General features: G+C 56.2%; 11 protein-coding genes and 1 tRNA gene. 6 read left to right on the top strand and 6 right to left on the bottom strand.

What is annotated here, in order from left to right:
* Positions 1-15 precede the first annotated feature (15 nt).
* Positions 16-1275: a hypothetical protein gene (locus Q354_RS0117635; RefSeq protein WP_027858748.1), complete on the top strand. Its 1260-nt coding sequence runs from the start codon at positions 16-18 to the stop codon at positions 1273-1275.
* Positions 1276-1432: 157 nt separating this feature from the next.
* Here Q354_RS0117635 and Q354_RS0117630 read toward each other — a convergent pair whose 3' ends face one another.
* On the bottom strand, positions 1433-1741 hold the full coding sequence (locus Q354_RS0117630) for a hypothetical protein (RefSeq protein ID WP_027858747.1): 309 nt from the start codon (positions 1739-1741) through the stop codon (positions 1433-1435).
* A 394-nt stretch (positions 1742-2135) separates the two neighbouring features.
* A tRNA-Arg gene (locus tag Q354_RS0117625) sits at positions 2136-2212 on the bottom strand.
* Between the two features lie 370 nt (positions 2213-2582).
* Between Q354_RS0117625 and Q354_RS0117620 the strand changes: the two genes are divergently transcribed.
* On the top strand, positions 2583-2999 hold the full coding sequence (locus Q354_RS0117620) for a c-type cytochrome (RefSeq protein ID WP_027858746.1): 417 nt from the start codon (positions 2583-2585) through the stop codon (positions 2997-2999).
* A 67-nt stretch (positions 3000-3066) separates the two neighbouring features.
* Here Q354_RS0117620 and rep read toward each other — a convergent pair whose 3' ends face one another.
* On the bottom strand, positions 3067-5076 hold the full coding sequence (gene rep, locus Q354_RS0117615; RefSeq protein WP_027858745.1) for a DNA helicase Rep: 2010 nt from the start codon (positions 5074-5076) through the stop codon (positions 3067-3069).
* A gap of 339 nt (positions 5077-5415) precedes the next feature.
* Between rep and Q354_RS26355 the strand changes: the two genes are divergently transcribed.
* Positions 5416-7143, top strand: a complete 1728-nt coding sequence (locus Q354_RS26355) for a putative bifunctional diguanylate cyclase/phosphodiesterase (protein ID WP_051560246.1) — start codon at positions 5416-5418, stop codon at positions 7141-7143.
* A gap of 6 nt (positions 7144-7149) precedes the next feature.
* Here the strand turns inward: Q354_RS26355 and Q354_RS0117605 are convergent, their stop codons facing one another.
* The 3 genes from Q354_RS0117605 to Q354_RS0117595 form a co-directional block, all read right to left on the bottom strand.
* Positions 7150-8667 (bottom strand): YifB family Mg chelatase-like AAA ATPase, encoded by a 1518-nt coding sequence (locus Q354_RS0117605; RefSeq protein WP_027858744.1) that lies wholly within the window; start codon positions 8665-8667, stop codon positions 7150-7152.
* A gap of 31 nt (positions 8668-8698) precedes the next feature.
* Positions 8699-10630 (bottom strand): EAL domain-containing protein, encoded by a 1932-nt coding sequence (locus Q354_RS0117600; RefSeq protein WP_027858743.1) that lies wholly within the window; start codon positions 10628-10630, stop codon positions 8699-8701.
* A 71-nt stretch (positions 10631-10701) separates the two neighbouring features.
* Complete coding sequence (locus tag Q354_RS0117595) at positions 10702-10971, bottom strand: accessory factor UbiK family protein (RefSeq protein WP_027858742.1); 270 nt, start codon at positions 10969-10971, stop codon at positions 10702-10704.
* 301 nt (positions 10972-11272) lie between these two features.
* On the opposite strand from Q354_RS0117595, the gene glnK (Q354_RS0117590) reads away from it, so the two are divergent.
* The 3 genes from glnK (Q354_RS0117590) (at position 11273) to glnK (Q354_RS0117580) (ending at position 13486) form a co-directional block, all read left to right on the top strand.
* Positions 11273-11611, top strand: coding sequence for a P-II family nitrogen regulator (gene glnK, locus Q354_RS0117590; protein ID WP_027858741.1), 339 nt, complete (start codon positions 11273-11275; stop codon positions 11609-11611).
* A 33-nt stretch (positions 11612-11644) separates the two neighbouring features.
* Positions 11645-12916 carry an ammonium transporter gene (locus Q354_RS0117585; protein ID WP_036230364.1) on the top strand — a complete coding sequence of 424 codons (1272 nt, stop codon included), beginning with the start codon at positions 11645-11647 and terminating at the stop codon, positions 12914-12916.
* Positions 12917-13147: 231 nt separating this feature from the next.
* Positions 13148-13486 carry a P-II family nitrogen regulator gene (gene glnK / locus Q354_RS0117580; protein WP_027858739.1) on the top strand — a complete coding sequence of 113 codons (339 nt, stop codon included), beginning with the start codon at positions 13148-13150 and terminating at the stop codon, positions 13484-13486.
* The last annotated feature ends 193 nt before the right edge of the window (positions 13487-13679 follow it).

Here is a 13679-nt window from a genome sequence, read left to right as displayed (position 1 = left end):
ACGCAGGGATGATTGATGCACTTAGAGCTAACCTTTTTGACTGAGGACGAGACAATCCGGGAAGCATGCAAGCTCTACTGGGCGAGGTCACCGGATGGCCAGTTCATTCATAGTGTCAAGGGAGTTGCCACTTTAACCGGCATACCAACCTCCAAAATTCCGCAGTTGACCAAAAAGCACTGTCGCGCATCGACAGATGACATAAGCTGCAGCGAATGCGAGGAGAGCTATGTGTTCACTAACCGGACTGACTATGTAAATAGTCAGAACGCTGATCGAGATTGGGTGTGCTCCCCCTGTTTAGAAGCTATACGCGAGATTGAAGAAGCAGAGCTATTCGAGCGTCAACAAGCTGAGACGAAGAAAAAACGCGAGATCCTTGCGAATGTTTTGCAAAGGCGGAAGGATAATAACGAGTTACGGCCTGAAGAACTGAATGCCCGTGAGTGCATTCAACTACTCTCTCTGATCCGGTATGCCGCATCTGAAGACATATCATACATACACCCTATCGCAAGCATTGATGATAATTCGTCTCTTACGACTGGCTCATACGAAGACCAAAACCTAGTTACCGATTTATACCAGAAGGGATTGATTGTTATACACCCTGATACAAATGTGAACGCCATATCATTGAAATCGGACGAGAGCTTCAATTTTTATCCCATGCATGTGAGCTGGGCACTCCCTGTTATTGATGATCACCTATCAATCTCCAACTTTGTTATCCAGCTGGATGAGCGTATAAGATCCTCTGATTTCCTTCACCTCCATTTCGACGAAATAAAACAACTGTGCGCCGAAATAGCTCTGGAAGAATGCCTAGCGTTCCTGAGCTACACGTTGGCAGATCATGGGCTTAACTTCAGCCCAGGAGACAAGACCAAACTAACACTTTCCAAAGCGCTAGAGCATTACTCGGTAGCACAAGTAAATAATTTCATTTGGGGAGCATCAAAAGACGCTGCAGCATATTTCATGCGCGCATCAGTCTCTAAAAAACAGGCTGCCAACAGCGTAGTCAAGAACATTCAACAGCGCTTTGAACGGTCAATTGCTAATGATTGGGAAGTAAAGCCATTTAGAAGGAACTATGACCTTCCGCAATCGACGTTGAGTCGAACTCTTTTCAATGTAGTGCTGATGTCCGATGACGGTGGCTTTGATAAACCTATTCAAAAGCTACTTCATAGCAGATTGGACGATAGCGACTGTCCAGCACAAGAGCCTGCCCAAGAGAGTGAATCTATCGAAGATCATTGTCCTTTCTAGCATTTTCAATGCACTTATGTGATCACATCGTGACCGGCATCGACAACGCATACTCGCACCTTGCCGGTATCTACACCGAGAAACAGAAAGGCTCACCTATTACTGTATATGCCAAAAGTGAGCCTTTCCCGGGTATCAATCATCAACCATCAAAACATCAAAACATCAAAACATCAGCGTCTGTGACAACCGTGAATGGCTTGTGGTTCAGTCCCCTTACCCACTCAACAACATCATCCGGCTTGTAGAGGTTATTGGTCGTGATTACATCAAAGATGACTGGCATCCACTGACTCATCGGCAGGTCGAGTGTGGCATAGTCAGTAGATGCCTCCATGAAATACCTGTCGTATTTGAGCATCAACATCATCTTGCCAACGTGCTCGCCGTCCCGAGATACATTGATGAATGCCAAGCCTTCGGTTATCGACGCGCTGACTTCCCATTTGATATGTGATACCGCCACGCGATTCTCTCCTATAAGTTTTTCCCGATTATTGACCTTGTATTTTGCCTCCTAAATATAGGTATATTTTCTCCTCCCCCGCTTACTCATCACTCCGCCTCTTTACTGCCCTACAGCAATAGCCAGTTATTCTGAATGCTCCGAGTATGTCGGAAAATCTTTTGAAGCTGAGAGAAGGATAGATAACGAGGACGCATTACGCCCAATCAGTGGTATCTAATTGAGAAGAGAAGCCCCTTCTACTCCACAGAGGCACACGTAGATACGACCACTGCGACCGCAGTGTGACCAGCCTGCAGACACATGCACACGACAGCAGCGACTAACGATAGCAGCAAGCTAACGACGGCTAATAAAAAAATTGGGAATCAAAGAGTTAGCGAATGCTAAAAAATGGCACACCCGGAGGGATTCGAACCCCCGACCAACAGGATCGGAACCTGCTACTCTATCCAGCTGAGCTACGGGTGCACTAGGAAGTGTTTGCGGGACGTATAATACGAGTATCGGGGGCGCTTGCCAAGTGTTTGGCCCGATTGCTTTTTTCTGGTTATTTTATATCCGGTCGCAAACCGCATCCGGGCCATGGCTTTTGCGTTAATCCAACAGGCATTACATTAGAAATTCCGCCCTGAATGCGACTTTTAAGCAATTCTTCTCGTATCCTTTGACCTTTGCCACCAAAGGCCCCATTTCAGTTGCGCCTTTTTGTCGTTATAATGCCCGCCGGTTATGCTTTGAGCAGTCTGGTCTGCACCGAGCCCGCACTCAGATGGGCATCCTGACAGGCAGCACTGCCCAATGTGCAAGGTTTTTTTGCTTGAGTGATGAGGTCGTGACTGTGAACAAATTTGCTTCTGCGCTGTGCGCCCTGGGATTGGGCGTCGCTATGGCTGCATCCGTACAGGCTGCAACCAGCGAAGAGAAAGTAATCGAGCGTATCAAAGCTGTAGGCTCTGTATGCATCGAAGGCGATGAAAGCTGCGGCGGTGCAGTAGCAGCTGCAGCTGGTGGCGGCGCGCGCTCCGGTGCTGATGTCTACACCCAGAAATGTGCTGCCTGCCACGCGATCGGTGTAGCCGGTGCGCCTAAGTACGGCAGCAGCGAATGGACTGACCGTGCGGCTAAGGGCATGGAAACTCTGCTGGCGAACGCGATCAACGGTATCAATGCGATGCCTCCTCGTGGTACCTGTGCAGACTGCTCTGACGAAGAGATCGAAGGTGCTGTACAGCACATGCTCGACAGCGCTGAATAAGCCTGACGATGCAATAAAAAAGGCCGCTTGCGCGGCCTTTTTTGTGTCTGCAATTCAGCCCTGAGGCTCAGTCGAACATATTGCGCAGACCGCTGAGCGCCGCATTACCGCGGGCACGACTGGTTTTCGGGCAGGCTTCGCCACGGCCCTCAAATTCCAGGTCCTCTTCCGGCAGTTCGTCGAGGAAGCGGCTCGGGGCACAGTCGATTAGCTCGCCATACTGCTTGCGTTGCTGTGCCAGGGTCATGGTCAGGGTCTTACGGGCACGGGTGATGCCCACGTAGGCCAGCCGGCGTTCCTCTTCTATATCGTCATTTTCGATACTGTTGCGGTGCGGCAGCAGTTCTTCCTCCATGCCCATCAGAAAGACATGGGGAAACTCCAGCCCTTTGGAGCTATGCAGGGTCATTAGCTGCACCTGATTGGTCTCTTCATCTTCTGCCTGCTGGTCCAGCATATCGAGCAGGATCAGGCGATTGATGGCATCCTTCAGGGTCACGTCCGGATCATCCTCTTCCAGCCGCTCCAGGGTCGATTTCAGCGAGTCGATCAGGAACCAGACATTCTGGATACGTTTCTCAGTCATCGCTTCGCTGGAACTGTTCTGGCGAATCCAGCCTTCGTAGTCGATATCCTTGATCAGTTCGGTCACGGCACCGATCGGATCGGACTGTTCGGAACGCTTGACGATATAGTTCATCCACTTACAGAAGCGGCGCAGCCGGTCCAGCGCCTTGGCCGGCATTGCCTGCTCCAGCCCCAGTTCATCGCAGGCATTAAACATGCTGATCTGGCGCTCGTTGGCATATTCACCGAGTTTGTGCAGGGTGCTAGGCCCGATCTCGCGGCGCGGCAGGTTGATAATACGCAGGAAAGCGTTGTCATCATCCGGATTGACCATCACCTTGAGGTAACTCATCAGGTCCTTGATCTCGGCGCGGGCGAAGAACGAAGTGCCGCCATTGAGCTTGTAGGGCACCTGGTAGCTCTGCAGCTTCATCTCCAGCAGCCGTGCCTGGTGGTTGCCGCGGTAGAGGATGGCGAACTCCTTGAACGCGCGCTTCTGCTGCAGGTGCTGGTTGAGGATCTCGGTGGCGATACGCTCACATTCAGCATTTTCGTCACGGTTGTAGATCACCCGGATCGGATCCCCCACCCCCATCTCACTCCAGAGGGTTTTCTCGAACACATGGGGGTTGTTGGCGATCAGGGTGTTGGCCGCCTTCAGGATACGGCTGGTGGAACGATAATTCTGCTCCAGCTTAACCACATTCAGGCTGGGAAAGTCACTCTGCAGCTGAATCAGGTTTTCCGGCCGGGCACCACGCCAGGCATAGATCGACTGGTCATCGTCTCCTACCACGGTCAGCGCGCCACGATGGCCGACCAGCTGGCGCACCAGCTTGTACTGCGACAGGTTGGTATCCTGGTATTCATCCACCAGCAGGTAGCGGATCTTGTTCTGCCAGCGTTCCAGTACTTCCGGGTGGCGCTCGAACAGCAGCACCGGGATCAGGATCAGGTCATCGAAATCCACGGCGTTATAGGCACGTAGATGACTGTTGTACGACTCATAGGCATGGGCGGCGAGGATATCCTGCGGCAGGCGGGCAGAGGCCAGCGCCTGCTCCGGTTCGATCATGTCGTTCTTCCAGCTGGAGATCTGGTAGCAGACGCTGTCGACCTGGTCGGTGTCTTCATCATTCTGGATCATCAGGTCACGCAGCAGTGCCTTGGTATCCTGATCGTCAAAGATGGAGAAACCCGGTTTAAAGCCCAGCACCTTGTGCTCGCGGCGGATGATGTTCATACCCAGGTTATGGAAGGTGGAGACGGTCAGGCCTTTGCCGGTGCCGCCCTCCAGCAGTCCCATCACACGCTCCTTCATCTCGCGGGCCGCCTTATTGGTAAAGGTCACCGCCGCAATGTTGCGCGCCTTAATACCACAGTGTTCGATCAGGTAGGCAATCTTGCGGGTGATCACACTGGTTTTGCCCGACCCGGCACCGGCCAGCACCAGTAAAGGTCCGCTGATATATTCCACCGCTTCACGCTGCCGTGGGTTGAGTTTGCTCATCTTCTACGCTCACACCGCACAAAGTGTGCTTAAAAATCAGTTGGTTATAAGAAACTTTCGGCTTATATTGAAACGCCCGGAGAGGGGCCTGGTTGCCGTTTTTGATTTAAAACGTTTGTTTCAAAATATTTACTAAAGTATCGCTGGAAGCGGCCGACACTTACTTTGATAACCCCATTATGACATGAATGTTGTTCAGCATCTGTGTACCAAGGACGGATCGGCCTTTAGGATGTACATGAGGATTCGCCCAAAATGAGTTCGGCTTCCAGCAGTAAGCCCACAGATAGCCGATTGCCGCTACTTCTGATAGACCTTTGCAGCGAAAGCAGTGCTGTAATGCGTATGCTGCTGGCTCCCCGGGACGATTACCCCTTGTCTATCTGCTCCCAGCCGGATCAGGTTGCCGAGCACCTGCGCCTTGGCGGTGCCGAGATTTTACTGCTGATCTGCCCGGCAGCTCCACCCCTGTGGAAAAAACACCTGCTGGACGTCAAACAGGCCTGTAGCGATATCCCGCTGATCTTCGTCGCCGAAGAGATCAGTGAGGAGCAGGGCCGTCACCTCTGCCGTCTGGGCGCCAGCGATTATATCTCACTGGCCGACACCGAAAACTGCAACCTGCTACAGCGCGTGCTGCGCACCAGCCTGCGCAGTGCCGGGTACCGCAGCGAAGTGCAGCAACTACGCCAGCTCGATCCGCTGACCTTTATCAGCAACCGCAGCCACTTCCTGAAGCAGGTGCAGGCGGTGATGCAGAAGGCTAAACAGCAGCAACGTGCGACGGTGCTGGTACTGATCAATATCGACGACTTCAGCCGCTACAATGCCACCTACGGCCATACCGGCGGCGATGCCCTGGTCAAGGCGATGGTGCAACGGCTGAAGAACAACCTGCTGGAACACGAACTGATCGGCCGTCTCAACAATGACGAGATTGCGCTGATCTATCACACCGAAAACTGCGACGAACTGCATAACAATACGGTCTACCGGGTGAAGTCACTGATCGGCCTGCTCAGCATGCCCTATCAGGTTCGGGGCAGCAGCCGCCAGATCAGCTGTAGTCTGGGCATTGCCTCCTGTCCGGCGCGGGGCATGAAGCCCGAGGACAGTGTCGAGCTGATTCGCCGGGCCTGTGAAGCACGACTGAAGTCCCGCAGTAAGAATGGCTTTAGTTATACCCTGTTCCAGTATGAGAAACGTGAGCAGCTGGACCGCCAGGCCGAACTGGAACCACAGCTGGGACGCGCCCTGCGCGGCAATCAGTTCGAGCTGTTCTACCAGCCCCGGGTCGAGCTGTCCTCCGGCCGCATCATCGGTGCCGAGGCGCTGATCCGCTGGCGTCATCCGGAGCTCGGCATGATTCCGCCGGGCGAGTTTATTCCGCTGTGCGAACGCAACGGCCTGATCGTACCGATCGGTTACTGGGTGATCAACCGTGCCTGCCGCGACCTGCACCATATACTGCGCGCCCGCTCTACCCTGAGCCGGATCGGCCTGAACCTGTCGTTCCGCCAGTTTAAGGATGCCTACCTGTCATCCACCATCCGCCGCCTGATCGAGCGCACCCAGGTGGATGCCCGCCTGCTGGAGTTTGAGCTGACCGAGTCAGCCCTGATCAGCGATGAGCAGCATGTCAGCAACTGCCTGTCGGAACTGTCCGCCCAGGGGATCGACTTTTCACTGGATGACTTCGGCACCGGTTACTCCTCTTTTGCCCTGCTGCAGAAGCTGCCGATCAGCACCCTGAAGATTGACCGCTCCTTTATCACTAATGTCACCAGCAACAGCAGCGATGCGGAGATTGTCCGGGCGATCATCAATCTGGCCCACAGCCTGGATAAGAAGGTGATTGCAGAGGGTGTGGAAAACCGCGAGCAGCTGAATTTCCTGCGCCGGCACCAGTGTGATCAGGTGCAGGGCTACTACTTCAGCCCGCCGATCCCTCTGGATGAATTTATCCACCTGCTGGGACGCAACCGGGCACCGGCCGTCGTCAATGCGCCGGTCACCCCGCTGCCACAACGCGCGCGGCCGGAACTCAAAGTCGTCGGCAAGGACTGACCCCGCTCAGCTGCCGCGCCCCACCCCACTACGATAGCTCAGTGCCTCCAGCAGGTGCGGTTGTTGAATCGCCTCACTACCGGCCAGATCAGCGATCGTCCGCGCCACCCGCAGGATGCGATGGTAGGCCCGGGCCGATAAGCGCAACCGCTCCAGCGCCTGAGCCAGTAAACTCTGATCCTCCGGTTGCAGGGCGCAGTGCTGCTCCAGCATCCGGCCGCTCAGGGCCTGATTCGCACAGCCCTGCCGCTGCTGCTGACGCTGCCTTGCCTGCATGACCCGTTGCCGCACCGCGGCGCTGCCCTCCGCCGGAGAGGCCGGGGTCATCAGCTCATCACGGGAGATTGCCGCCACCCACAGGTGCAGGTCGATACGATCCAGCAACGGACCGGAGATCTTATCCTGATAGCGATGGATCTGGTCCGGGGTGCAGCGACAGCGGTCGCTGCCGTCATTGTGATAGCCGCAGGGACAGGGATTCATCGCCGCGACTAACTGGAAACGGGCGGGAAACAGGGTCTGACGGGCGGCTCGGGAGATCAGGATCTCGCCGTTTTCCAGCGGTTCTCTCAGCACCTCAAGTACCTTGCGGTTGAACTCCGGCAGCTCATCCAGAAACAACACCCCCTGATGCGCCAGTGAGATTTCGCCGGGACGCGGATTACTGCCGCCGCCCACCAGCGCCACACCAGATGCGGTATGGTGCGGCACCCGGAATGGCCGCAGCAGGGGCTGGCGGAAGTCCCGCCGTAAACCCGCCACCGAGTGGATCGCCGCCACCTCCATCTTTTCTCGCTCATTCAGCGCGGGCAGTATCCCCGGCAGGCGGCTGGCCAGCATACTCTTGCCGCTCCCCGGGGGACCCGCCAGCAGCAGATTATGCGAACCGGCGGCCGCCACTTCCAGCGCGCGGCGCGCCTGTGCCTGGCCTTTTACCTCATTCAGGTCCGGGCCGGCGTCCGCCACGGCGCTCAGAGCCTCCGTCGCCTGCACCTCCAGGGCAGCGATACGCTGGTGCCCCAGCAGATGACTGCAGATGTCCAGCAGGTGGCCGCCGGGTAAGACCTCCAGCCCAGCCACCAGCGCGGCCTCCTCGCCATTGCCCTCAGCCAGCAAAAGCTGGCGCTGGCTGTCGCGGCAGGCGATCGCCCCGGGCAGGATGCCCTGTACCGGACGCAGCTCACCGGAGAGGGCCAGCTCACCGATCAGCTCCAGCTGTTCCAGCGGCTGTATCGGAATCTGGCCACTGGCCGCAAGAATGCCGATGGCAATGGCCAGGTCGAAGCGCCCTCCCTCCTTGGGCAGGTCGGCCGGGGCCAGGTTGATGGTAATGCGTCGCTGGGGATAATCGAAACCGGCATTGATCAGGGCGCTGCGCACCCGCTCTTTGCTCTCTTTAACCGCCGTTTCCGGCAATCCGACGATTGCCATGGCGGGCAATCCACCGGAAAGATGGACTTCAACGGTAACGGCCGGGGCGCTGATTCCCACCAGCGCCCGGGTATGAACTATGGCTAATGACATCTGTTCCATCCATGGAAGAGGTATATGTGACTCAGATAGCGCTCATCTCCAGCACCAGCTGCTCATGTATCTGTTCGGTATCCAGTGGCCGGCCAAAGTAGGGTCCCTCCATCAGGGCGCAACCCTGCGAACGCAGTAACGCCAGCTGCCCGGTAGTGGCGACCCCTTCTGCCAGCACGGCGATACCCAGAGTACGGGCTTTCTCCAGTAACTGATCCACCAGCTGATGCTTGGCGACATCACGCTCCTGCGCGGCCACCAGATGGTGGTTGATGCGCAGCAGCTCAGGCTGCAGGTCGCGCAGCTGATCGATGCCGAGATCAAGGCCGTCTTCGGCGCGGATCGCCAGCATCAGGTCGGCTTCCAGCAGGTCAAACAGGACGCCCTCAAACAGCATCGCATCGCGGGCATCGACTTCGATCATCACCCGTTCGGGAGGGATCTTCTGGCGTTGCAGCGCTTCCAGCCACAGCAGCGTGGCGCCGGGGGCAACCAGCTGGCTCAGATCCAGGGGCAGGGTCACGAAGTGCAGCTTGCTGAAGCGCGGCCAGAGATCATTCAACCGCGCCAGCTGTTGGGCCAGCCAGTGTTGGTAGCGCTGACGCTGCTCGCCGGAGCGCAGCAGCGGCGTGAAGGCTCCTGCGCCCAGTTCGCCCTGTTGCGGATGCTGCCAGACCGGCAGCGCCTGTATCGCTTCGGCGCGATGGCTGCTGGCATGGTAGATGGTGAGGTAACGCATTTTCAGTTCGCCGGCACCGATGGCTTCAATAATATCCACCTCTTTCAGGCTGTCGGTGCCGCTTTTCTGCTCCATCCGCTGTTCATAGAGGCGGATACTGCCGGGCTTCTCCCGGCTCGCAACCCGCGCGGCCATCTCGGCACGCACCATCAGCTGGCGGGCACTGTCGCCATGGTCCGGGCAGCAGGCGATCCCCAGCCAGGCGGACATGTCCACCTCCCGGTGATCGAGGTAGAACGGTTCGCTCATCTGCTCCATCAGCCGCCCGGCGACGGTCAGCAGCTCATTCTGGTGTCGTAGGTTGGTCAGCACCACAGCAAAGCGTCCCGGAGCACAACGGGCCAGGATATCGCTGCTGCGCAGCAGCGATTGCAGCCGCTCTGTGACCGCCTGCAGCCAGTCTTCGTTTTCGCCGCCACTGAGTCCTTCCCCGCTTTTGCGGCGCGCGGCTACCTCAATCATCAGCAGCGCCACGGCGTCATTCTGCTTGCTGCTGCGACGCAGGCGGCCGCTGAGCAGGTCGAGCAGCAGGTTCTGGTTGGGCAGGCCGGTGAGGGCATCATAATGAGCGCTCTGGGAGAGCAGGGCCTGTTCATCCCGCAGGCCAGAGATATCAGAGAAGCGGGCGCTGTAACCAATCAGCTCCCCGGCCGGATTATGCCGCGCCGTAATGCTGTACCAGACCGGGTAAACCTGGCCATCGGGGCGGCGCTGCCAGCGCTCCCCCTGCCAGCAGCCATCCCGGCTGAGCCGGATCCAGAGATCGTTATAGAAGCTGTTATCGGCCTGCCCGGCACTGAAGAGGGACGGTTCCTGACCGATCACCTCAGTCTCTGTATAGCCGGTAATCTCGCTGAAACGGCGGTTTACGGCGCTGATCCGGTTGCCCTGGTCGGCCACCATCAGCGCCTGGGGGTCATTATCCGCCACTGCAGGAGACTGCTCCGAGATCAGGTACAGCTGCTGCAGTTCATTCCAGAAGATCCGCCAGCAGCCCGGCGTAGTCGCTGTGCCCAGTTCCAGCTGAACATCGGCACAGCCCTTGTCGTGGGCCTGCAGCAGTTGCTTTTTCAGTATCGCTGCCCGCTCTACACCGTGAATAGCGGTCAGGCTGGCACCGGACAGCTGCTCCGCGTTCAGCTCCAGCAGTTCAAGATAGCTCTCAGACGCGGTCTGATAGCGTTGCTGATTGTCGATCCAGGCAAAACTAAGAGGCACATCCATCTCGCTTTCTCCCTGCAAATGGATCACAGAACGGGAACCCGCTGCCAGGCTCCCCTGAATCAGGTCAACGGTTACGAGTCCTGTTTTCCCTGTTGTTCCATGGCGGTTTCAAGCGTGGCAATCTGCTGCTCCAGCGCGTCCAGCTTTTCGCGGGTACGCTGCAGCACCAGGGCCTGGGCATCAAACTCGTCACGGGTCACCAGATCCATACGATTAAAGGTACCCTGTAGGATAGCGCTGATCTGCTGTTTCATCGCTTCCTGTCCCGGGAGCGCGCCCTGTCCGCTCATCAACTGGCTGAACTGCTCGGTCAGTCCTTCGATCAGTTTCTGATTAATCATCTTTTCCTCACATTCACTGGATATATAGCTGCACTATATCAGGTTCAGGCCCGATTAAATCAGCGCACCAAATCAGGGCATGCACTCGCACAGTGCACAGCAAGATCGCTTTTTCCTGCACCAGGGCTGTATCCCTTCCCCACCGAAACAACTTAAACCACTGAAAAATAAGCACTTAAAAAATCTGGCATAGCTTTCGCTATTACATAACCAAGCCTAACCAATCCGAATCAAGCCTGTTAGGGCGACAAGGTTCTACGCCTCAAGCTGAGGCACAAAGTTCATCAAGGGGGAAGACCAGATGAAACTGATATCCGCCATTATCAAGCCGTTCAAACTGGACGATGTGCGCGAAGCACTGTCCGATATCGGCGTTAAAGGTATCACCGTGACTGAAGTGAAAGGCTTCGGTCGCCAGAAAGGACACACCGAGCTGTACCGCGGTGCCGAATACGTCGTGGATTTCCTGCCCAAGGTACGTGTCGATGCCGCCGTGTCCGACGAGCTGGTCGACCAGGTGGTCGATGCCATCAGCCAGGCAGCCCAGACAGGCAAGATCGGTGACGGCAAGATTTTTGTCATGCCGCTGGAGCAGACTATCCGTATCCGTACCGGTGAATCCGGCGACGAAGCGCTTTAAACAAAGATTATTTTCCTTCTGGAGGGGCCACCAATGGAAGAACTTCTGAATTCAACTGCTGCCGATCTGACGCAGCTCAAGTACGCACTGGATACCTTTTATTTCCTGATTTGCGGTGCGCTGGTGATGTGGATGGCAGCAGGCTTTGCCATGCTGGAAGCGGGTCTGGTACGCGCTAAGAACACCACCGAAATCCTGACCAAGAACATCGCCCTGTATGCGATCGCCTGTACCATGTACCTGCTGTGCGGCTACTACATTATGTACAGCTCCGATGCCGGCGGCATACTGCCAAACCTCGGCGTACTGATCGGTGAAGAGAACTCGGTTGATGCCGTGCTGGCCGGTGGCGATGACGCGCCATATTACTCCAGCCGCTCCGACTTCTTCTTCCAGGTTGTCTTTGTCGCCACCGCCATGTCGATTGTTTCCGGTGCCGTGGCCGAGCGAATGAAGCTGTGGGCATTCCTGGCGTTTGCCGTGGTCATGACCGGTTTCATCTATCCGGTTGAAGGCTACTGGACCTGGGGTGGCGGTTTCCTGAGCGAAGCGGGCTTCTCTGACTTTGCCGGTTCCGGCATCGTACACATGGCCGGCGCCGCCGCTGCACTGGCTGGCGTACTGGTACTGGGTGCCCGTAAAGGCAAGTACGGTAAGAATGGTGAAGTCTTCGCCATTCCGGGTGCCAACCTGCCGCTGGCAACACTGGGTACCTTTATCCTGTGGATGGGCTGGTTCGGCTTTAACGGTGGCTCTCAGCTGAAAGTCTCCAACATCGAAGATGCCAACGCAGTTGCTGAAGTATTCCTGAACACTAACGCGGCGGCGGCCGGTGGTGTTATCGCCGCCCTGCTGGTTGCCCGTCTGCTGTTCAAGAAAGCGGACCTGACCATGGCCCTGAACGGCGCCCTGGCTGGCCTGGTAGCGATCACTGCAGATCCGCTGTCACCTTCCGCACTGGCTTCTACCCTGGTGGGCGCAGCAGGTGGTGCACTAGTGGTGGTTTCCATCATCGGCCTGGATAAACTGAAGATCGATGATCCGGTCGGTGCTATCTCAGTGCACGGTGTTGTCGGTATCTGGGGCCTGCTGGCGGTTCCTCTGAACAACGCCGATGCCACTTACAGTGCTCAGCTGCTGGGTATCGTTTCTATCTTCGGCTGGGTATTCGCCGCCTCTCTGGTAGTCTGGTTCACCCTGAAAGCGATCATGGGTATCCGTGTCAGCGAAGAAGAAGAATACAGCGGTGTCGACCTGGCGGAGTGCGGTATGGAAGCATACCCGGAGTTCACGTCCGTTAAGTAAACCCGGTGCAAGACCTGAGGGCGCTACGGCGCCCTTTTTGCGTTTAACAATTTCAGCTGCAATCAGCCCGTTTTGCAGGCTGATTTACTGTTTACCGGCGACAAATTATGCAAAATATGCGCATCTTCTGAAATCTGGTTATACTAGGCGCAATTTTGCTTATCCGTTAGCATAAGCCTGAGGTCTGCAGGGCAGACGCCAATCAGGCTGATCCACTTAAGGGAGAACGTTATGAAACTGGTCACTGCGGTTATTAAGCCGTTCAAGCTGGACGACGTCCGCGAAGCTCTGTCCGAGATCGGCATTCAGGGTGTTACCGTGACTGAAGTTAAAGGCTTCGGTCGCCAGAAAGGCCATACTGAACTCTACCGTGGCGCAGAGTACGTAGTGGACTTCCTGCCGAAAGTTAAGATTGAAGTCGCGATCGATGACGACATGCTGGACCAGGTTATTGAGGCGATCAGCAAGACAGCCAATACCGGTAAGATCGGTGACGGCAAGATCTTCGTGATGCCACTGGAACAGGTTATCCGTATCCGTACCGGTGAAGCCGGACCTGACGCACTGTAAAGCCAGCGTCCTGACAAAAAGCACCTTCGGGTGCTTTTTTTGTGCCCGTCAGACAGCGTTCAGGCGGGTTAATTAAAAACCACGCAAAAGCGCGCCAACACCCGCTTTTATCTGGGATTGCACGACGATAGTTGCACTAGATCAAACATCCCAATAAATATAATCTGTATATTATTCAATAGATAATAAAAAC

It is taken from the genome of Marinobacterium jannaschii DSM 6295 (genome assembly GCF_000620085.1).
Classification (GTDB): domain Bacteria; phylum Pseudomonadota; class Gammaproteobacteria; order Pseudomonadales; family Balneatricaceae; genus Pontibacterium; species Pontibacterium jannaschii.
Note: the sequence above shows the minus strand (reverse complement) of the source record. Positions and strands in the feature narration are given on the sequence as shown.